Origin of the sequence: Pseudomonas sp. Q1 (assembly GCF_009935975.1) — a bacterium.
In the GTDB taxonomy this organism is placed as follows: Bacteria; Pseudomonadota; Gammaproteobacteria; order Pseudomonadales; family Pseudomonadaceae; genus Aquipseudomonas; species Aquipseudomonas palleroniana.
In genome coordinates, this window is record NZ_QODI01000002.1 from 129,924 (window position 1) to 147,385 (window position 17,462).

Consider the following 17,462-nt stretch of genomic DNA (forward strand, 5'->3'; position numbering starts at 1 on the left):
GGTACGGTCCTACGATTTCAAATGTTGCTTGGAGGCGCGCGATGCCACACAAGAACCTTCGGGTAGACGATAACGTTTCTGCAGATATTTCTGATCATCCAAAAGACATCTTTTTTGCTGCAGTCGAAACGACTCGTATGCCGATGATCGTCACCGACCCCAATGCGCCGGACAACCCGATCATCTTCGCCAACCAGGCGTTTCTGGAAATGACCGGTTACGCGCATGATGAGATTGTCGGGAAAAATTGCCGCTTTCTCCAAGGCGTCGAGACCGATAGAGAAGTGGTGAATTCCATCAGGGACGCGGTAAAAAACAAGCAGGAGTTTTCGACCGAAGTTCTTAACTATAAGAAAGATGGAAGCAGTTTCTGGAATGCGCTTTTCATCTCGCCTATTCAAAATGAAAAAGGCGATGTGATTTATTTTTTTGCATCGCAGTTAGATATAAGCCGTCGCCGTGACGCTGAGGAAGGTTTGAGGCAGGCTCAGAAGATGGAGGCGCTGGGTCAGTTGACGGGCGGCATTGCGCATGACTTCAACAATCTGTTGCAGGTGATCGGTGGCTACGTCGACTTGATCGGCAGCGCCGTCGACAAACCTGAGCCGAGCCTGGAAAGAATCAAGAGAAGCGCCTTCCATGCCAAGTCCGCGGTGGAAAAAGCCAGTACGCTGACAAAGCAACTGTTGGCGTTTTCCCGAAAGCAGAAACTACAGGGCCGCGTCCTGAACTTAAATACGCTCGTTCACTTGGTCGAGCCTTTAATAGAGCGGACATTCGGCAACGCAGTGAAAGTGGAATCCGACCTTGATGGCTCGTTGAAAAACTGCCGGATTGATCCTACTCAGGCCGAGATGGCACTGCTCAACATTTTCATCAATGCCCGGGATGCGTTGATCGGGCGACATGAACCGAAAGTGTTCATTGAGACGCGCAATGTCCTGATCAAGGACTTGGCGACGTCCTATGACGGCTTGCTGCCAGGCGCCTACGTGAGCATCTCCGTTACCGACAACGGCGTAGGCATGTCCGCGGCCATCCGTGATCGCGTGATGGACCCATTCTTTACCACCAAGGATGAGGGCAAGGGCTCGGGCCTGGGCCTGTCGATGGTATATGGATTTGCCAAACAGTCCGGCGGGGCCGCCCGGATCTACTCGGAGGAGGGCATTGGTACGACGCTGCGCCTGTACTTTCCAGTGGACAGTGCGTCGGTATCTCCCGATGAGCTCAGGCTGAAATCCGATAACCAGGATGGCACCGAAAGGGTCCTGATCGTCGAGGACCGCCCGGATGTCGCAGAACTCGCCAAGATGGTGCTTGAGGACTACGGCTACATCACTGAAATATCGCTCAATGCGCGCGAAGCGCTGAAACGATACGAAGCGGGTGAACAGTATGACCTGCTCTTCACCGATCTGATCATGCCCGGAAGCATGAATGGGGTCATGTTGGCGAGAGAGGTCAGAAGACGCATCCCAAGCACCAAGGTGCTACTGACCACCGGCTATGCAGAGAACTCCATCGAGCGTACGGACGCTGGCGGGTCAGAGTTCGAGGTGATCTCCAAGCCGTATCTGCCACATGACCTTGCGCGTAAGGTCAGGCAGATCCTTGATTCGCCGGGGGGGCTTTAGTTTTCTTTCAGAAGTAGAAAAAGACGCGATTGTCCTTTTGGGGCCATACACACAATCAGCGTCCTGCCATTTTTTCCCTGGAGACTGCAGCTCGCAGTCTTCCCCAGCAAGCGCGCCAAGAAAGCATCCGAAGGCGTTCCCTTTGTCGCTGAGGACGTCGGGGACGTTCTCCCAGACGATGACGCTGGCAGGCTTTCGATGGCCGGCGCAAACATAGTCAACTGCATCTGCAAGCTCCACGTATTTGATGGTGAGGGCGCCGCGAGGGGCGGTGAGGCCTTCGCGCATGCCGGCTACAGAGAACGCCTGGCATGGGGTGCCGCCGACAAGCACGTCCGGCGCCGGGATCTTGCCGGCCAGCACATGGATGCCAGCCGGGTCATGTCGCCGTGGTTCGGCATATCGGGTAGTGATGGGCCAGTACCGCCGAGGGGAACGGCTCTATCTCGGCGAACCAGGCAGTCTTCATGCTCAGTGGGTGCCAGGCTTGTGTCGCTGCTTCGATGCCGCTGCACACAGAGCCGCAGGTAATTTCGGGCATGGGGTGATGCCCAACGCACCAAGCTTGGCTAGGTGTTTGGTAGTGCAGCTTCGCCGATGCGTTTAGGCAATCGAAGCTACGTCGGCGGCGTGAAGTGCACTGATAGCCGCGAGCTGGACGTGCACTGGTGCCGCCCCGACAAGTACGACTATCGCGCTCTGCGCACCAGCGCCAAGCCCTCGAAAGGAGCGCAAAAGGAGGCGCGCGCCGCCCAGGTCGCCGAGCATGAGCGCCTGCCGGCTCTGTTGAAGGAGCATTGCCCTGCCAGCATCGACATGGACGAAGCCAGGGAGGCGATCGGCCTGAACCCGGGCGCACCGTGGATGTACGGCGGCGTGTTCTTCGAACTTGATGGCGCGGTGTATTTGAACCTAGGCATTCGCCTTTGCCAGGCCGTTTCTGCGCTGCCTTTATTCCGCTGGCCGGCATTGCGAGCCAGATTTGACGTTTGCGTTGCTGAACTCGCTGTTTCATCGGAATGCAGGCTTCAGCGTGGGGTATCAGAGCGCGGTCAGTTAGGCTCGCCAGGGAAACTGAGGGCTGCAGCCAGCGCGATGTATGTAAGCGGTCAATCTGCTGAGCAGTTGGCTGCTCTCGGGCGTACGGCTGCCGACCTCGATGAGGAAGATGTGGAAGTTTGGCCCTGTAACTGGCCGGCATTCCTCTCGAATGTCCACCCAATGACGGGTGGGCACTGGCGGCGCAGTCGGTCTCGACCGCAACAGCATCGCGATGTGGTCAGCTTTCTCGGCATTAAGGAAAAGAAACTCGCTGAAATCTTCCCGGACCTCCAGGTGCTGGAAGGCGAAGCCCTGCGCGTTATAGCGAGACATCCGTGGCCTCAATTGCTTCGTTTTCATCCGTGTAGGACATAGGGCCTCCTGGCCAGACCTTTAGTGGGCGGAGGCTACTACTGGTCAATGTTCGGGCGTTACTGAGGGTTCGTACAGGCGGCAAGGGTTAGTCGAGCTCGCTAAGCGCCCAGAAAATCTATCAGCTCCATGGGTTTTAGGATGCTTTTCGCGTCACCAGTATCCTGATCATTTATGTGGGTTAGTAAGTGAGCGATGGTGTGACGAGAGCTTTCTCGAATAGGCCGCCCCCAGGGAAGGAGATAATCAGCGGCCCTGTATTTTTCGTTTGGCCAATCCTCTAACGCCTCAAGCAGCAGCTCACGCATTTTCGCCAGGGCGTAAGGGCCATCAGCCGGTTCCGTAAGCGCCTGTTTTAGCTTTCTGAAGTCGTGTTCCATAAACCGATCCATGGTTGGGCTTGAGTCTTTTGATCCAGTTATGGTGATGATCGCTATAGCTGGAGCGTATTTAATCGAGAGATTTGGGGCACTTGCTGGAGTCGATTGTGAGCCTTGATGAAGCCTCATCGAAATGGAACGTACGACCATCGACCTCAAGGTTTCTCTTAATGTGCTCCAACTCCGGCAGCTCACGAGGCTCAAGTCGAACAGTCGCTTTCTCTATTCCGGATCTGTAATTTTCGCCTATCTCCAGCCTAATGTTGTCAAGTAGAAGACTAAGCTCGTCGTTGGTCATTTGGTCGCTCATTGCGGGATCCTTACGTTGCCCGGCGGGCCGGGCGTTGGGTTACTTGAAATTGCGCTCATAAAGCAGCTGGCTGCACCGCCGAGCGACGTTCAGAAAATACCAACTGCTCAGTGCTAGGCCTCCCAAGAAGAGGAAAGCCAGAATAGCCTCGTGGGGGAGGCCGTGGATCTGCGAGAGATCGACCATTTCCGGCGTTACCTTCTTAACAATCAACCCATAGAAAGAACCTACCAAGAAGCTTGGTACGCCTATGAGGGCGAGCGCCCAGTCGTTGAGTTCTGCCCATGTTTTCTTCTTTCGATTGCGCCATGCAGCAGAAATAGATTTGAGGTTTTTCATAGCGATTACTCCACGTCGTTGAATGCAAGAAAACGGCTGGCTGGGCTTGGGGCCGGGACAAAGTAAGGTTGTTGAGTAGTACAGCCACATTGACCTCAGGGTTATAACGCGCCGATATTGGCGCAGTCCCAGTCCCAGTCCCAGTCCCAGTCCCAGTCCCTGGGCTTGCAGGCGAAGGACTGGAAAATCCTTTACGCTTTTGTCTGGGTTTTGACGATCAACTGCCACTGCGCGGGCACCGATTGGTTCGCATGCTGGTGTCGGTTTTGAGGAGGGAATTTTTCGTCTTTGTTGGAAGTGATCTCGTCACCGCATCCTGTGCATCGATAAATGCCAGAAGCAGGGACCGTGGCTCCAATTCCATAAGCGTTACTCCACTCCGGACCTGCTCCCAGAAGAGTGTTGGCGATCTGGGTAATGTGTAACGCCGTGTTCGCTGTCACTTGTGCCATTTTCAATCCCTTTCATGGCTTGCTGGATGCATTAAGCTACTACGGCGTGTTGAGCTTTGGTTACTGGCATTCCATCCACACTGGATGCCTGGACAGCTGGTAAATTGCTGGAGAGACAGAGGAACTTTTCCTTGGGATGGTGTCAATTTGACATGCTTTCGCGCAGAGCGCCTAGGGTGCCGAAAATAACGGGAGATTCCCGGCAAACCAAGGAAGAAAACGATGAGATTGATTTTCGTACTGCTAATGATGATCAGCGGTTATGCCTCCGCTGGCTGCGACAGCATTGGTGATTCGGATCAGCGCGCTTACTGCAGAGCGAAGGAGGGCCACGGTAGTTGCGGTTCGATCTCCGACAGGGACTTGTGTGCGAATGTGATGCCTTGAAACGCTGATTGAATATCAGGAAAGTGGATTTACTTCTCGAAAAATTTAGATGTGCCCCTCTAATGCATCAGTCTTAGCACCGACGACGCATTGGAAAGGGCCACTGCTGAGAGAATCCAAAGCGGGAAATGCTACAGTCCCGCTAAACCAAAGAGGGAACGACATGCGGATTTTGATAGCGGCGGTAGCGTTGGCTGCGCTTCTAATGGGATGCTCCACCCCACGACAATCGCCGGATAATCGTGATCCTTGCTTAGATTTTGGCGCACGTCAAAGTCCCGCGTTTAATGCTTGCTTGGAGCGGCGGGCCAATGCTCTGAAAGCGGTATTCAAAGACAGCAATGAAAATCAGCGCGAATTCGTTTCTGAGACGAAGGTTGATCCGTGAAGCTAGGTTCTAGCAGCCCGCACGATGTCAAGCAGGCGCTCGCGAATCAGAATAACTGCGCCCATGCGCGGCTTTCGTGCTGGCATTTTGATTTTAATTCTTCAGTGGTACAGTCGCGACTGTAATCAATGGAGATGATAGATGCGCACTTTACTTACTGCGGTATCACTTGGCATATTCCTTGCTGGTTGCGCAAGCTCGTCGGTCGACTATCGGGCGCCAGTGCCGAAAAGCATGACCAACACCAAGGAGGTGTCCGTTCCTTTCGATCAGGTGTGGGATGCCTTGGTCAGGCAGCTCAGCAGCGATTTTTTCGTGATCAACAATATCGACAAAAACTCCAGACTGATAAATCTCTCGTTCTCGACTCAGAAGCCCTCCGATTATGTGGATTGCGGGGTAACGAATCGAACATTTGAAAATGCTAGGGGTAAAACCAATTACAGTTATCCATCGGCTGACTCGTCTGCATTCAGTGTCACCAACGACAAATCAATAGCTTTCAATATGGCGCGCAAGACAAAACTCGAAGGTCGGGTGAATATTTATGTGGCTCCAATAGCGTCAGGAACCTCTGTAGCGGTAAATACAAAATACGTGCTTGATGTCGATTGGTCGGCTGTTAGCTTTGACGGTGCGCCTGGCGGAAATGGTAGAAATACCTTCGACTTTTCGACGAAGCAGGGCTACTCCTCTTCCGATCTAACCTGCTACGCCAAGGGAACGCTTGAGCGAAAAATTCTAGAAATGGTTAACTGACATGAGGGCGATGAAGTTTCTGGCTTTTGGCTCGTGATGGCGACGATTCTGTCCGGGTGCATGGCACCAACTATGAACGAAGCTCGCCAAGGCGGACCTTACAAGGTGCTGGGCTCGACGAAATTAGACGTCGCCCTAGCTAAATGTGTTCAGTACGAATGGCAAAACCAGCCGATCTTCGGCGGCACGCCTGGGGCAACTCTCCAGCCAGGTTGCGATACTGGATATATGGTTTTCACCGAGGGCTCGCAGTATTTCGTTGATATCCAGCCAAAGGGCTCTGGATCAGAGGCAAAATATTACGTGGTGGTTGATAACTGGATCGCTAATAAAAGGCTCTCTGCTCTGCAAGGCTGCCTGTAGCGATACATAAAATCATTCAAGGCTCGCTTCGGCGGGCTTTTTTTATTACCTGGAGAAAAAACATGGCCGCACAGGCGATCAACTCTCAACCGCTGATCACGATTCTGCTCTAAGGGCAGCTTCGGCAATTTGGGCGCTCTTTCAGGTTTTCTGTGCGAACTCCTTAGGAGGCTATCAAGGCGCTCTGTGTCCAGATCGCGGGTTTTGAGAGATTCCTGTCTAACGCAAAGTCACAGGAGATATGCGGCTACGGAACTGATGATGCGACGCTTCACTGGCTCGTCAGGCTGGGCAAAGTTCTACAGCACCGCAAACACCACTCGCGCCGCTGACGGCACACTTAAAGCGATCTAAATGACAACTCTAGCAGCAGTAAACATCCTCGGCGCTACTGGCGCTGTCATGGACGCAACCCTGAGTGTCAACTCCATTACCACAGAACACCCAGGGCCCGGTCAGTACTTGGTGTACGGCACGCTCGGGATGACACCGGCCCCGGAGGGTTGGGGTGACGTCGTGAACCAGAAGGACGCGTCGTGTTCGGTGGCGATCAGCTACAGCGATGCTGTGCTGGCGGTGAGTGTCGCCAAAGACGGCGAGCCCGCAGATCTCGCGCACAGCATTACCCTACATGTTGCGGTCGAGGACTTGCCGCTCGAGGTGCTGCCGCAATCGGCTCTACCGACAGATGACCCGCTGGAAGCCGCCCAAGAGGGAATCACCCGCCTACGATCATCCGCCTACCACGCAATCACACCATTTTAAGATGCTGTAGATGTCGACGAAGCCACCGATGCAGAAATTTCAGCTCTAAAGGCGTGGAAGAAGTATCGGATTGCGCTTAGCCGTGTGGTTGACCAGGTGGATTACCCGCAATCCATTCAATGGCCTGTCTTCCGGAATAACCTACTGTCTACCATCAGCCGCTTTGAGCGGTTTTTTTGTGCCTGGAGAAACCATGCCTATTACTGAGCAGCAGTTGCTGCAGATCCTCCCCAACGTCGGCCGTCAAGCCGGCGTTTTTTGTTCCTGGCCATGGGCGCTATGGAATCGTCGGCACGGCGCGAACCGTCCCATTTATCGCCCAGGTAAGGCATGAGTCGGAACAGTTGCGGTATGTCCGCGAGATCTGGGGACCGACTGCGCAGCAACTCGGCTATGAGGGGCGCGCCGATCTAAGTAACACCGTGAAGGGTGATGGCTCCAAGTTCCGTGGCCGTGGCCGTGGCCGTGGCCTGATCCAGATCACCGGCCGAGCGAACTATGCGGCGTGCGGTGAGGCCCTGGGCCTGAGCCTGATCAGCAACCCCCAGCTTCTGGAACTACCACAACACGTCGCGATGTCGGCGGCCTGGTTCTGGTCGACGCGTGGTTTGAACACCCTGGTAGACCAAGGAAAGTTCGTGACGATCACCCGGGCATCAATGGTGGGCTCACCGGTCAGGAAGATCGCCAGGCGCTGTACGACAAAGCGCCCAAGGTGCTGGCGTGACGCCGGTGCAGAGGCTGGCCGGGCTGGTCATTATGGTATTGCTGGCGATGGCCGTCGCCGCCGGGGTGACTTGGCAGGTGCAAGAGTGACGCATGGGCAAGAAGCTCGCCGAGCAAGGGTGGTATAAGGATGACCTGGCATCGATCAGTGACGCCGCCGTCGCCCAGGCCCGCGCCGATCAAGAAAAGCGCCTGACCCTAGAGCAATAGCTGGCAGGCCAGGACCAACAACACGCCCGAGAACTTTCCGATGCCCAACGTAACCAGGCTGCTTTACGCGATCGCCTTGCCACTGCTGATGTCTGGCTGTCAGTCCTTCTCGACGCCACGGATTCATCTAGTGGCTGCAACGTGCCTGCCGCTCCCGGCGTCGTAGGCGTGGTTCATGCAGCCCGTCGAGCCCAACTTGCCCCAGCGCATGCTCAACGAATTATCGAAATCACCAACGACGGCGACCAAGGACTGATCGCGTTATCGGCATGTCAATCGTTTATAAGAGAGGTTTCAAATGGTCTGTAGATTTTTATAATTACTACAGTTTTATGTCTGCTATATTTATTGTCATTCCGTTGATATGCTCTATCAAGGACTGGAACATGTCATTGGTTATGGTTAAAGGACCGGGCACAATATTCCATGAGAGTTCTTTCATTCTTTTTGGTTCATTTGTAAGTATTGATTTATTGTGGATGATGCAGTTCCTAATCAATCTTACGTCTCCCATGAGGTCGCTTGTGACGCGCTCGTTGATGCAGTTGTGTTCGTTAGCTATTAAAGTGCGATAGTGTTCGTCCCATGAAGTAAAAATTAATACAATTTGAGATTTTGCAAGAGTGTCATAGTAGCTTCCGTTCTCTTTCAAGGAGTTAGATAGTTCTCGCATATTAATTTTGGCATGGTACTTTCCATTGTTCGGGTGTCCATTTCCAAAGTACATGGTGCGCTCTGGGTTGTGTCGATTTTTCTTAAGGATTTTCGCGAAGTCATTCAGGCCAGTTGTGGAGATGTAGTAACAGATGTGTATGCTTTGACAGAAGGCTATAAATTCTTTAAGAACCAAGCTGTTTTCTGAAGCTTCATTAATAATGCCTTTAGACAGTTTGGCCGGATGCATCATGCGAGGAGTGGGAGCTTCGCTCATTAACTGATTCCTAGATTAGACCTTATTTAAATTGCGCGGTTGGGGCTGAGTTAAAATCGTGTTTATGTTCTAGATAGGGATTATAAGCTCTCATCCCTGGTTTTTCACATTCCCCACGGCTTTCCCACCGAGTACCATTCAAATTCTTCAGTAGGTAGGCAGAATCCCTGCGCCAACTCTGCAGCTCGTTCACGCTCAAGCGAGTTGGTCTAGCCATTCCCGAGCCAGGTCTGGCGTCAGCACCACGGGGCGCCGGTTATGAATGTCCACCATGCCGCCGGCGCTGTGTGCGGTGATTATCACAAAGCCGTCGTGCTCCCCTGGGCCTTCGTCGGCGTCAGGCAATTGATCAATTGCGGCACACAACACGGGGGCACGGTCCAACCGACGGATCATGTAGGGCTCTTTCTTCGGTCCGCCTTCATCTACCCACTCAAACCAGTTATCTATGGGCGTGATTGCCCGGTGTGGCCAGATCGCCCGGAAGAAAGGGCCGTGCGCGACCTTCTCAACGCGTGCATTGATCGGTGCGGCGCGGTCTTTAGCTCAGTGCGGCCGCCATCACCAGGGTACGTAGTCGGCCTGCAGCAGGTCTCCTTGCAGGTGGAGTAGTTGTGGGGGCGACGTTGTAGCGCTCGAGCGGCAGTTCACCCACTGAGTTCACCATTGCGTTGGGCATGCTCAGCGCTGCAACGAAGTCGTGAATCCCGCTGTACTGCGAGAGTCTTCCACACATAGCCGTCTCCCCTTTTCGAACCTGGTGAACCGACACGTTTCTACCGGTCTCTACCCAGTAGACATGGAGACGAGAGATTCGTCGTGACAACGGATATTCCACAGGTTAACGAGATGGAGGCGTGGTATGCGCTTCTCAGCGATGCTGAGTTTGAAGCCGGACCGCCGGAGTACCGATATGAAACCCGTCTTGCTCTTGCTGACAATATGCTTGAGCGGAGGGTAATCGACTGCAGCGAATGGCAGGATTTGGTGGAGGAGGCAGGCGCTGCTTATGCAGACGACGTTGGCTGACTTCCCACTTTAGGAACGAAGCTCTGACCGGAGCAGTTCGTGCAATCTTCCCTTAGCCCAAAGCGGTCGAAAAGTTGTGCATCTGATGAAACTGGCGGATATCAGCAGAGGTCTGGCTTCCGATAGCACTCGACATAATGCTCTTCCAGAGCAACCTGAGCGCAATCGACCAGTGCTCGATAGGTATCCGCGTTGCAATTGGCTGGATAAATCTTTCCGCAGATGACTTGCGCGGTCTGCACCAAATTGTACAGCTCGCCGGATGGCGTGGTCAGCGCTAACCCATTTATCAACCAAACCTCATTGTTCTGGCGAAGCATCAGACGCAGCTCATGCTTGTCGCCATACACCTTTCCATCAAACCCACCGGCACCCGGGCCAGCGAGTGAATAGAAGGTGTTGGCGATTATCTGCCCAATGCACTCTGAACTGGCTCGGTGCACTAGGTCGTAGTGGCCGCCAAACATGTATCCGGCAGCCGCGGTAACCAGCTCCTCGACAGCGTGCTAGTAGGCCGCGTCAACCAGTTCGTCCATCTCCAGCTTTTCCATGATCAATACCCCTGCCTCCAGCATGTCGCGAGTCTCCCATCTGCACATAGTCCTATGGGCCTTGGGGCTATCCATCCGGAACGCGTTGTTGTTGAGGATTCTTCGCCATTTGGCGAGCCATTCCTTTTTGAGTTGTGTAGGGGATATGTGAGCGGCTACTTATTTTTCTGTATGTGCGTACAGTAATCGAGGCTGGCCATCGACGCGATTTGAGGCGACGAGAGGCAGTCATTCAGGTGTGCTGAGGACTGCCAGGGTCATATTTATGAATTCCTCGTTCCTGTCCAGAGTGTCTAGCGCGCCGCGCATGTTATCAGCCAAGTCGACGGAGCCACGCTGCTCGACCCAATTCGATAGCTCCATGATGGAAGCCTCTAAGGCGATCTGGTTTTCGTAGTGCTTGGACAGTAGGGAGGGGAGTAGGTCTGAGTTGGGCCCGGCGTTCCTCTGTTGGAGTGAACAGCTTAGCAGCCGGTGTGTTCTTGGGATTTGATACAGATCGGCAGAACGCCTTGAGAGGAGTGTAAATAACTAATTGCGGACCACAGTCGCTTTTGCGGACCAGAAACAAAAAAGGCCTGCATGAAGTTCATCATGCAAGCCCTTGATATCTATGGTGCCCGAACCCGGAATCGAACCGGGACGCCCTTACGAGCGGGGGATTTTAAGTCCGCTAGGTATTTCCGATAAATCAACAGGTTAGCGATTATTTTGCACCGCTATGCATAGGTGTTACCTCCCTTGTAGCCCTTTATTTTCAATGGTGTAAAAATGATTGCGGTGCAGAATTCACTTGGTCGGAGTGACCTTTTTGCCGATTCTTTTCCTGATGTAGTTCTCGGTCATTACCACAGTGGTGTGCCCAAGTTGGTCGCGCGCCTGGAGAATGTCACCACTCGATTCGGCTTTGTCAGTACCCGCCTTAGCGCGCAGATCGCGCATCTGAAAATCTCCTTTCTCAACACCGGCCGCTTCTCGGGCCGCGTCAAACCTCCCGCGCAACATGCTCTTGGTCATTGGCTGTCCGTTATCCATAACGATGAGTCGGCTCGTTCTAATCTTGTGCCCGTCCTTTCTGGCCAGGATTCGATCAATCACGACCTTCAGCTGTCCAGTAATCTCAATCCTCCTTTTCGCATTGGTTTTACCCTGCATAACAGCAAGCCGGTTGTCGCGGATGTCGCGCTCATCCATTTTCAGGGTGTCGGCGATCCTCTGACCCGTCAGGTAGAACAGGTCCAGAGCATCCCGCAGCGGTTGTTCGGCGTGTTGGTACACCAGGGCGAACATCTCGTCCTCAATGTACTGATCGCGACCCGATTCCTTATGCCCTTTCACGCCGGCGCACGGGTTGGCTAGGGAGGTATAGCCACTACTTCGGGCAAAGTTCCATATCGCGCTGAGCAGTGCTTTCTCCCGGTTGGCTCGAACTGGAGCTGTCTTGCCCCGCTGGCGCAGGTACTGGACGACGTGCTGGGGCTCGATCGCCTCCAGCGGTGCTGGCGGATCGTCGAAGAACTTCAACAATTGCTTCAGCTCTCTGGCGTTATCCTTCTGGGTGGCTAAACCCTTGGTGGGAACCACCTCGAGCATGTAGATTTTTGCGACGTAGGCAAAGGTGAGTACGTCCTTTACCAAGGCCGAGGCCGCGCGGCTCTTCTCGAGCTTCGCGTACTCCACGATAGCCATTCCGTAATCGCTGCCCAGGGCGATCTCTTTTCTTGGCGTGCCCCCGAGGTCGTAGTAGTAATAGATGGTTCCGCTGCGTTGCTTACGCTTCCTGAGGCGCGTAACGCTGTCAGTTTGTGTTGGTTTCCTTCCCATTTAACTCACCAGACGTGGCTGCCATTTTGGTTTTTCTGTTTGCACTGATACCGGCTCGCCGGTCAGGGCGCTGGCGATAACGCAAGGCCAGCCGCTGCGCTTGATGGTGTGTCGGATACCGTTTCTTTTTAGAACTTGCACCTGGCCGGCCTTTGTCCTGGCCCCGGTTAGCGTGCATACCTCTTCATGCGACAGGAAGTGAATTTCGTCCATATCTACCCCCTGCCGGCCGTGGGCCGCGCTGTCTTGATGATGTGAACGATTACGCCGAAGGTGATCAGCATCCAGAAACAGGTGCCGACGAAGGCCCAGACTAAGCTTTCCTGGTCGCCATCCATCAGCAACTCCGGGCCGATCCAGAAGAACCAGCAGGTGGTGGCGCTGACGTAGAGCAACAGGGCCGCCATGATCGCGGTGAGTTTTATTGCGTACATAGGGGATTCCTTGCCGCCGGCGGCGGCCGAATATTTAGTGGATGGTCACGCTGTCCTGGCCAGGTGCGACGGCGCGCGCCTGTTGTTCAGTGCGGAAGGACATGTGCTGCTTGATGCCGTTGCAGTCGGCGATGACCCACCAATAACCGAAAAAGCGGTGTGGGCCTTTGATGATTTTGGTGATGGTCACGGGGTGTCCTTGCCGCGGCGGGCGGCAGAAGGTGGGTTAAGCGGACCGGCGCCCGCTCTCTTTTTGGCGCTCTACGTCGATCTGCTCATATAGGGCGTCGACTCTTTTTCTTTTCCTATCGATGGTCTGTGAGCGCTTGATGTGGTCCGACATAGCCTTGTCGTAAGGCTCAATTTGCTTGAGAAGTTGAAGCTTCTCTTCTGGGTCCCTCGACTCATTGAATCGGTTCGCAAGTCGGTCGCGAGCCTTGAAATCCACACCATCGAGCGCTCGGTTTTCCTTTTGCATCTCGTCCAGAACTTCGGCGGACTGCCGTTCCCAGCGCAGATACAAAACGTCGCTTCGCTTTGGGCGAAAGAAGTGCTGGTTTCTTATCCAGGCAACCAGTTCATCCTTCGTCATTTCATCGAGGACATCTTTCGAGGACGAATTTTTCATGCAGGACTACCTCGCCCGCCGCTCACCGGCAGGCATGTAGGGGGATTTGGATTAGGGTTTTGCTTCGGCTTTTCGCTTGCGTGCCGCGATTACCAGAGCTTTCGATGTACTGGCGACGCCGCCCGCGACGTCTTCCGGGAGAATCGCGGTCATGCAATGAGGGCAGAGCGGTGCCATCTTCGTACTGCGCCAGGCCTCGTCCATTACCTTCGCGGCGCGGCTGCGCATCTGGAAAGTTTCGGCCTCTGCCAATTCGCGCTGCCGTCGCTTCAGCGAGTTCATCCCGCCGCTGAAAACCCCGACAAGGCCAACGAATGCGTCGAAGGGCTCGACCTCGGATTCGCAGTCGCTGCACCAGACGCGGCGCTCCTTCTCGTCATACACCAGCTTCTTGTGTTGGCAACTGCTGGCCGGGCGCCGCGTCATGCCCCGAGCAACCCGAAGGTCTTCGATCTGCACAACCTTCACGCCGTATAGATAGTCCTGTGGCTCAATTGGAACATCGCTCATGGCCTGGGCCCTCGATAGATGAAGACGTAGGCGAACCAGAGGGTGGCGATCATGGCTGCTGCTCCTTTTCGAAGTGGAACACCACCGGCGCGCCAGTCTCCGCGACCAGTCCGTAGGACTTGGCCAAGCGGTAGATGGGGTGGTAGCTGTTTAGGGAATTGATGTGCCCGGCGATCCAGCCCCGCCAGCCTTCCAGCGTCTGCCGGCCCTTGCTGATGTTGCAGGGCACGCAGGCGGGCATCATGTTGGCGAGGTTGTGGTTATCGGCCTGTTCGGCCACGCGCTCATCACTGACCCTGATCACTGGCTCTCGGTGATCGGCGTGCCACCGGTCACCAAGCAGCACCCCGCAGTAGGCGCAGTGCCCGCCGTATTTCAGGCGCACTTGCTCGCGCTCAGCTTTCTTCAGGCGCATAGGTCTCCTTGCCGCTAGAGCGGCTGCTTTGAAAAAAAGGGGGGTAGTGGCCTTTCGCGTCAGTGGTGCAATCGACCGGGATAGTTGAAACTTGTAGTTATGCTTGGGAAAGCCCACAGGAGAGGGATATGCCGCACAGTTTGGATACGCCTATTGCTCACGAATACCGCGGGCACCGGCTGTTCTTGAAATTTGATTGGAACAGGCCTAACGACGAGACGCCGGTTGCGGCGCATGTCATTGAGAGCAGTGACATTCCCGGATACGCCAACACGGTTGCAGATCTATCGGGCCCGTGGCGGGATTATCAGAATGCACTGGCTGAGGCGATAGCCACTGCTGAGCGCTGGGTCGACAGTCATCAACTGAAGTAACCGGCCGTCTGCAATTTCTAACTGGATTCTGTGGTGATGTCACACTGATGTCGCGTTACGAATGGCGAAACCTCGCCGCTCGGTCCCGAATAAGTGTGCCGAAATGCCTTCGATTGATGATTTCCGCTTCACCGCCCATCACGTCCTACTCGATCTCGATGCTGCTACAAATCACCTTATGTTGCTTGTAGTCTCTCGTGAGGTGGAGGGCAGTCGATGGGATGATGCCGTGGCACTCCATAGGCAATCCTACGAAGCTTGGGCTTCAATATTCACGGGAGTTAAAACCGACCCGATGCCTGCACTTGATGGCCGACCAGCTGGAGTAAGTACCCCGACGGCAGAGTAGGAATGCAACTCGTCGTTGTGCATATAACCTATGCGGAGTAGGCATCCCGCTCAACGGCCCGGACGGTGCACCTCCGAGCAGTTAGCCTGACGAGTATTCCGCCATCTTGTGAAAAAACCAACAACTCAGTCATTTGTCCTCCGTGCAGCCAGCTGGCGTGATTTGATGAGATCGGGTATTACGGGTGACCGGCATGGAGCCGGTCAAGGAGCGAGACTTGAAGCGATTGCTGCTAACCATTGGCACGCTGCTGCCACTGGCTGCCTATGCTGGGGCATTGAACGAAATGTATCCGGGCCCCTGGATTTACGAATTCAACAACACCATCACCGACGCACTAGTTCAGGCAAAGGTGGATCACTGTGAAAACTACAGATATCGAGTCAGTCGCAGGAGCAACGGTGAGTTCCTCGTGTATTGTTCTCGCGATAATGAGAAGAACCAGGACGAGAGGGCATACATAGTTGTGCCTGAGACCAGCATGGTTATGGGGCCCTACGAACCATCGTTCCATGGATCTTCAACGCGATAGGTGAGGACGGGTTAGGCGTCTCCATTGATCTATTGAGCTACAACGGTCCGGGCTGTCAGCAACATTGCTTTGTTTGCCGTTGGGGGCGTAGAGGTGTTGCTCATGATGATCTAATTCCGGATCAAGCTGAAGGTCTCACCCCCACTCACAGCCGATAGCAAGGTACGTCCTATCGTTCAGGATGGCGCGCACCATCGGCGCCGGGAATCGGATTTTATTTCAGACATGGGTCTTCCTCGCCGCTATGGCGGGTTAAAGTTGTACATAGAATTTAGATTCGTATAGATATCTCGACCAGCTGTCAGTTGCGATCTAGATGCGCTTGCGATTTGCTTTCATAGGTTTAAATTTCGTCCCGACTCACCATTACAGTTGGCGGTAAGGAGGGGGCCCTATGAGACTTCGAGGCGATATCTACTGGAACTGGGCTGACCCCGAGCTTCACTCTCTAACGCACGATGAAACACTAAGCGATGGAACTCATATTGATGTGCATGTCAGGCTATCGCGAACAGGCAAGCTTGACATGTTCATCGGAATATATGCCGCAGATGGAATGGCTTTGTACGAAGAAGCTGATGACTCATACCCTCGCGAATCGATGACCAGAGCGCTGGCTTGGGGCGTCGGTCGAGCTCGTAAACTGGCTGCTGATGCTCGCGTGAGCCCTCACCGAAATGCTTCGTCAAAGTAGCGGATGGCTTTGAAGGGGGAGGGGTTACAGGTTCTGCAGGTGGGGTACAGATGTACTCTTTCATGCGTTTGGGGGTCTAGTCTACCTCTTATCGGATATTCAGTCCTGTGTAGTGGCTAAATGGCATTGCTTGAGATAGAAATATCTCAAGTTTTCACTGCAGCCAAGAGAGGTGTGTGTATGAAATGGATTCTTCGACTCATAAGCCCAGAAGGTGAAACGTTTTTTACTGAGCCTGTTGATTTCCAAGGCAATAGGCGCTTGTGCCGTAACTCCCAGTTTGCGGAGCTGTTCGATACCTTCCAAGCAGCAGAGCGAGGGTTAGCCGATTTTCAGCTGCTTTGGGAGTCTCGAGTATACGTTTTGGATATTCTAGAAATGGGCGCTAGCGATAGTTTTGCCTTAACAGATATGACAAACCAGAGTTCGACTGAAACCTCCGTTTCTTGTTAGTCGAGCTGCTTCGGTGCGTATAGCGCTGGCCGAATCTGATCTCTTCATCGCCTCCGTCCCATCATCAACTACCAGCGTCTTTCCGCAGGAGCGGCAGAACGCCTGCTGTTCAATAGCCTCCCTCGTCACCAGATCATGGGCATTCACAACCTGTGGAGGGGTGTCGTGTCCGGGGCACCCCTTTGCCGCTGAAGTCAAAGCCATCACACGGCGGTCCGAATGGAAGCACCTCTTTGTCCTGGGCCAATCCTTCGAGTAGAAGATTCTTCACCTCGCCGGTGGTGCATTCACGTCCGTCCACCCGGAACATGCCTTTGAGTTCGTGCTTGCTTACGTCGCGAATTGCGCCGCATACGCTCAGATGAATGTGGAAGGTGCGCCCATTCGTGCCGAAGTGGTCAGCTGCTTTGTTTTCTGTAGGCATAACAATGACCTACTCCGGGATTGCCCGGGTGGTGAAGAGCGTTGATCAATGAGATAAAATTAATTGGCCACAAGCAACGGAGGTCAAAATGGCTTGCTTTATTTGCGGGGGTAACGTCGAGCCAGTCGCGCTTTACGATAGTGAGGAATATGTATGCGCCGGATGCGGTCAATACCGGATCTCCG

The 17,462-nt window shown here is 54.1% G+C and carries 24 protein-coding genes and 6 pseudogenes; 14 read left to right on the forward strand and 16 right to left on the reverse strand.

All coding sequences use genetic code 11. The annotated features are described in order from the left end of the window. The first annotated feature begins 41 nt into the window (after window positions 1-41). A complete protein-coding gene (locus tag DK870_RS03405) occupies window positions 42-1,637 on the forward strand; it encodes a histidine kinase famiy protein (protein WP_104993873.1) in 1,596 nt (531 codons plus the stop codon). A 24-nt stretch (window positions 1,638-1,661) separates the two neighbouring features. On the opposite strand, the pseudogene DK870_RS03410 reads toward DK870_RS03405, so the two are convergent. Beyond that, window positions 1,662-2,178, reverse strand: a pseudogene (locus DK870_RS03410) (DNA cytosine methyltransferase); the annotation flags it as partial. A gap of 56 nt (window positions 2,179-2,234) precedes the next feature. Here DK870_RS03410 and DK870_RS29545 point away from each other — a divergent pair. Then, window positions 2,235-3,053 carry a DUF1799 domain-containing protein gene (locus DK870_RS29545; protein WP_256679798.1) on the forward strand — a complete coding sequence of 273 codons (819 nt, stop codon included), beginning with the start codon at window positions 2,235-2,237 and terminating at the stop codon, window positions 3,051-3,053. A 98-nt stretch (window positions 3,054-3,151) separates the two neighbouring features. On the opposite strand, the gene DK870_RS03420 is transcribed toward DK870_RS29545, so the two are convergent. The 3 genes from DK870_RS03420 to DK870_RS03430 all read right to left on the reverse strand — a co-directional run bounded on the left by DK870_RS03420 (window position 3,152) and on the right by DK870_RS03430 (window position 4,079). Continuing rightward, a complete protein-coding gene (locus DK870_RS03420; RefSeq protein WP_161547920.1) occupies window positions 3,152-3,430 on the reverse strand; it encodes a hypothetical protein in 279 nt (92 codons plus the stop codon). A gap of 70 nt (window positions 3,431-3,500) precedes the next feature. Then, on the reverse strand, window positions 3,501-3,728 hold the full coding sequence (locus tag DK870_RS03425) for a hypothetical protein (protein ID WP_161547921.1): 228 nt from the start codon (window positions 3,726-3,728) through the stop codon (window positions 3,501-3,503). A 51-nt stretch (window positions 3,729-3,779) separates the two neighbouring features. Further along, the gene (locus DK870_RS03430) at window positions 3,780-4,079 is read right to left on the reverse strand and encodes a hypothetical protein (protein WP_161547922.1); all 300 of its coding nucleotides are present in this window, start codon (window positions 4,077-4,079) and stop codon (window positions 3,780-3,782) included. A 1,002-nt stretch (window positions 4,080-5,081) separates the two neighbouring features. Between DK870_RS03430 and DK870_RS03435 the strand changes: the two genes are divergently transcribed. The 8 genes and pseudogenes from DK870_RS03435 (at window position 5,082) to DK870_RS03460 (ending at window position 8,438) form a co-directional block, all read left to right on the forward strand. Beyond that, window positions 5,082-5,306: a hypothetical protein gene (locus tag DK870_RS03435; RefSeq protein WP_161547923.1), complete on the forward strand. Its 225-nt coding sequence runs from the start codon at window positions 5,082-5,084 to the stop codon at window positions 5,304-5,306. A gap of 141 nt (window positions 5,307-5,447) precedes the next feature. Further along, window positions 5,448-6,065, forward strand: a complete 618-nt coding sequence (locus tag DK870_RS03440; protein WP_161547924.1) for a hypothetical protein — start codon at window positions 5,448-5,450, stop codon at window positions 6,063-6,065. A gap of 72 nt (window positions 6,066-6,137) precedes the next feature. Beyond that, complete coding sequence (locus DK870_RS03445; protein WP_256679799.1) at window positions 6,138-6,428, forward strand: hypothetical protein; 291 nt, start codon at window positions 6,138-6,140, stop codon at window positions 6,426-6,428. A 62-nt stretch (window positions 6,429-6,490) separates the two neighbouring features. Beyond that, window positions 6,491-6,664: pseudogene (locus DK870_RS29550) on the forward strand (tail assembly protein); the annotation flags it as partial. Between the two features lie 166 nt (window positions 6,665-6,830). After that, on the forward strand, window positions 6,831-7,193 hold the full coding sequence (locus tag DK870_RS29555) for a phage tail protein (RefSeq protein WP_256679800.1): 363 nt from the start codon (window positions 6,831-6,833) through the stop codon (window positions 7,191-7,193). Window positions 7,194-7,205: 12 nt separating this feature from the next. Beyond that, window positions 7,206-7,400 (forward strand): annotated as a pseudogene (locus DK870_RS29560) (tail fiber assembly protein); the annotation flags it as partial. Next, window positions 7,387-7,920: pseudogene (locus DK870_RS03455) on the forward strand (glycoside hydrolase family 19 protein). The pseudogenes DK870_RS29560 and DK870_RS03455, both read left to right, overlap by 14 nt. Then, window positions 7,917-8,438: pseudogene (locus tag DK870_RS03460) on the forward strand (lysis protein). The pseudogenes DK870_RS03455 and DK870_RS03460 overlap by 4 nt, the downstream one beginning before the upstream one ends. Window positions 8,439-8,451: 13 nt before the next feature. Here the strand turns inward: DK870_RS03460 and DK870_RS03465 are convergent. Further along, window positions 8,452-9,060, reverse strand: a complete 609-nt coding sequence (locus DK870_RS03465) for a hypothetical protein (protein ID WP_161547926.1) — start codon at window positions 9,058-9,060, stop codon at window positions 8,452-8,454. 90 nt (window positions 9,061-9,150) lie between these two features. Beyond that, window positions 9,151-9,796: pseudogene (locus DK870_RS03470) on the reverse strand (SOS response-associated peptidase family protein). An 83-nt stretch (window positions 9,797-9,879) separates the two neighbouring features. On the opposite strand from DK870_RS03470, the gene DK870_RS03475 reads away from it, so the two are divergent. After that, window positions 9,880-10,089 (forward strand): hypothetical protein, encoded by a 210-nt coding sequence (locus tag DK870_RS03475; protein ID WP_161547927.1) that lies wholly within the window; start codon window positions 9,880-9,882, stop codon window positions 10,087-10,089. A gap of 101 nt (window positions 10,090-10,190) precedes the next feature. Here DK870_RS03475 and DK870_RS29565 read toward each other — a convergent pair whose 3' ends face one another. From DK870_RS29565 to DK870_RS03510, 9 genes are all read right to left on the reverse strand, one after another. Continuing rightward, the gene (locus tag DK870_RS29565; RefSeq protein WP_256679801.1) at window positions 10,191-10,556 is read right to left on the reverse strand and encodes a hypothetical protein; all 366 of its coding nucleotides are present in this window, start codon (window positions 10,554-10,556) and stop codon (window positions 10,191-10,193) included. Window positions 10,557-10,868: 312 nt separating this feature from the next. Next, the gene (locus DK870_RS29570) at window positions 10,869-11,111 is read right to left on the reverse strand and encodes a hypothetical protein (protein WP_256679816.1); all 243 of its coding nucleotides are present in this window, start codon (window positions 11,109-11,111) and stop codon (window positions 10,869-10,871) included. 318 nt (window positions 11,112-11,429) lie between these two features. Further along, window positions 11,430-12,464, reverse strand: a complete 1,035-nt coding sequence (xerC, locus tag DK870_RS03485) for a tyrosine recombinase XerC (RefSeq protein ID WP_161547928.1) — start codon at window positions 12,462-12,464, stop codon at window positions 11,430-11,432. Further along, window positions 12,465-12,677: a DUF4224 domain-containing protein gene (locus tag DK870_RS03490; RefSeq protein WP_161547929.1), complete on the reverse strand. Its 213-nt coding sequence runs from the start codon at window positions 12,675-12,677 to the stop codon at window positions 12,465-12,467. A 2-nt stretch (window positions 12,678-12,679) separates the two neighbouring features. Beyond that, entirely contained in the window at window positions 12,680-12,898 is a 219-nt protein-coding gene (locus tag DK870_RS03495; protein ID WP_161547930.1) for a hypothetical protein, read from the reverse strand. A 34-nt stretch (window positions 12,899-12,932) separates the two neighbouring features. After that, on the reverse strand, window positions 12,933-13,088 hold the full coding sequence (locus DK870_RS29295; protein ID WP_178126852.1) for a hypothetical protein: 156 nt from the start codon (window positions 13,086-13,088) through the stop codon (window positions 12,933-12,935). A 36-nt stretch (window positions 13,089-13,124) separates the two neighbouring features. Continuing rightward, window positions 13,125-13,526, reverse strand: a complete 402-nt coding sequence (locus tag DK870_RS03500) for a hypothetical protein (protein ID WP_161547931.1) — start codon at window positions 13,524-13,526, stop codon at window positions 13,125-13,127. Window positions 13,527-13,577: 51 nt separating this feature from the next. Further along, window positions 13,578-14,036 (reverse strand): hypothetical protein, encoded by a 459-nt coding sequence (locus DK870_RS03505; protein WP_161547932.1) that lies wholly within the window; start codon window positions 14,034-14,036, stop codon window positions 13,578-13,580. Between the two features lie 49 nt (window positions 14,037-14,085). After that, complete coding sequence (locus DK870_RS03510) at window positions 14,086-14,451, reverse strand: HNH endonuclease (RefSeq protein ID WP_161547933.1); 366 nt, start codon at window positions 14,449-14,451, stop codon at window positions 14,086-14,088. 128 nt (window positions 14,452-14,579) lie between these two features. Here DK870_RS03510 and DK870_RS03515 point away from each other — a divergent pair, with 128 nt between their 5' ends. The 3 genes from DK870_RS03515 to DK870_RS29300 all read left to right on the forward strand — a co-directional run bounded on the left by DK870_RS03515 (window position 14,580) and on the right by DK870_RS29300 (window position 16,853). Continuing rightward, window positions 14,580-14,825 (forward strand): hypothetical protein, encoded by a 246-nt coding sequence (locus DK870_RS03515; RefSeq protein WP_161547934.1) that lies wholly within the window; start codon window positions 14,580-14,582, stop codon window positions 14,823-14,825. A gap of 1,275 nt (window positions 14,826-16,100) precedes the next feature. Then, a complete protein-coding gene (locus DK870_RS29575) occupies window positions 16,101-16,400 on the forward strand; it encodes a hypothetical protein (protein WP_256679802.1) in 300 nt (99 codons plus the stop codon). Window positions 16,401-16,580: 180 nt separating this feature from the next. Beyond that, window positions 16,581-16,853: a hypothetical protein gene (locus tag DK870_RS29300; RefSeq protein ID WP_178126851.1), complete on the forward strand. Its 273-nt coding sequence runs from the start codon at window positions 16,581-16,583 to the stop codon at window positions 16,851-16,853. Between the two features lie 133 nt (window positions 16,854-16,986). Here the strand turns inward: DK870_RS29300 and DK870_RS03520 are convergent, their stop codons facing one another. Next, window positions 16,987-17,277: a hypothetical protein gene (locus DK870_RS03520; RefSeq protein WP_256679803.1), complete on the reverse strand. Its 291-nt coding sequence runs from the start codon at window positions 17,275-17,277 to the stop codon at window positions 16,987-16,989. Window positions 17,278-17,462 lie beyond the last annotated feature (185 nt).

Excerpts from the sequence above, each read along its gene's own strand:
- DK870_RS03425 (WP_161547921.1), bottom strand. The coding sequence starts at position 3,728 with ATGACCAACGACGAGCTTAGTCTTCTACTTGACAACATTAGGCTGGAG.
- DK870_RS03500 (WP_161547931.1), bottom strand. The coding sequence starts at position 13,526 with ATGAAAAATTCGTCCTCGAAAGATGTCCTCGATGAAATGACGAAGGAT.
- DK870_RS03420 (WP_161547920.1), bottom strand. The coding sequence starts at position 3,430 with ATGGAACACGACTTCAGAAAGCTAAAACAGGCGCTTACGGAACCGGCT.
- DK870_RS29575 (WP_256679802.1), top strand. The coding sequence starts at position 16,101 with ATGAGACTTCGAGGCGATATCTACTGGAACTGGGCTGACCCCGAGCTT.
- DK870_RS29300 (WP_178126851.1), top strand. The coding sequence starts at position 16,581 with ATGAAATGGATTCTTCGACTCATAAGCCCAGAAGGTGAAACGTTTTTT.
- xerC (WP_161547928.1), bottom strand. The coding sequence starts at position 12,464 with ATGGGAAGGAAACCAACACAAACTGACAGCGTTACGCGCCTCAGGAAG.
- DK870_RS03505 (WP_161547932.1), bottom strand. The coding sequence starts at position 14,036 with ATGAGCGATGTTCCAATTGAGCCACAGGACTATCTATACGGCGTGAAG.
- DK870_RS03520 (WP_256679803.1), bottom strand. The coding sequence starts at position 17,277 with ATGCCTACAGAAAACAAAGCAGCTGACCACTTCGGCACGAATGGGCGC.
- DK870_RS03490 (WP_161547929.1), bottom strand. The coding sequence starts at position 12,677 with ATGGACGAAATTCACTTCCTGTCGCATGAAGAGGTATGCACGCTAACC.
- DK870_RS29565 (WP_256679801.1), bottom strand. The coding sequence starts at position 10,556 with ATGTTTGGCGGCCACTACGACCTAGTGCACCGAGCCAGTTCAGAGTGC.
- DK870_RS29555 (WP_256679800.1), top strand. The coding sequence starts at position 6,831 with ATGGACGCAACCCTGAGTGTCAACTCCATTACCACAGAACACCCAGGG.
- DK870_RS03510 (WP_161547933.1), bottom strand. The coding sequence starts at position 14,451 with ATGCGCCTGAAGAAAGCTGAGCGCGAGCAAGTGCGCCTGAAATACGGC.
- DK870_RS03445 (WP_256679799.1), top strand. The coding sequence starts at position 6,138 with ATGAACGAAGCTCGCCAAGGCGGACCTTACAAGGTGCTGGGCTCGACG.
- DK870_RS29545 (WP_256679798.1), top strand. The coding sequence starts at position 2,235 with ATGCGTTTAGGCAATCGAAGCTACGTCGGCGGCGTGAAGTGCACTGAT.
- DK870_RS03405 (WP_104993873.1), top strand. The coding sequence starts at position 42 with ATGCCACACAAGAACCTTCGGGTAGACGATAACGTTTCTGCAGATATT.
- DK870_RS03435 (WP_161547923.1), top strand. The coding sequence starts at position 5,082 with ATGCGGATTTTGATAGCGGCGGTAGCGTTGGCTGCGCTTCTAATGGGA.
- DK870_RS03440 (WP_161547924.1), top strand. The coding sequence starts at position 5,448 with ATGCGCACTTTACTTACTGCGGTATCACTTGGCATATTCCTTGCTGGT.
- DK870_RS03465 (WP_161547926.1), bottom strand. The coding sequence starts at position 9,060 with ATGAGCGAAGCTCCCACTCCTCGCATGATGCATCCGGCCAAACTGTCT.
- DK870_RS03495 (WP_161547930.1), bottom strand. The coding sequence starts at position 12,898 with ATGTACGCAATAAAACTCACCGCGATCATGGCGGCCCTGTTGCTCTAC.
- DK870_RS03515 (WP_161547934.1), top strand. The coding sequence starts at position 14,580 with ATGCCGCACAGTTTGGATACGCCTATTGCTCACGAATACCGCGGGCAC.
- DK870_RS03430 (WP_161547922.1), bottom strand. The coding sequence starts at position 4,079 with ATGAAAAACCTCAAATCTATTTCTGCTGCATGGCGCAATCGAAAGAAG.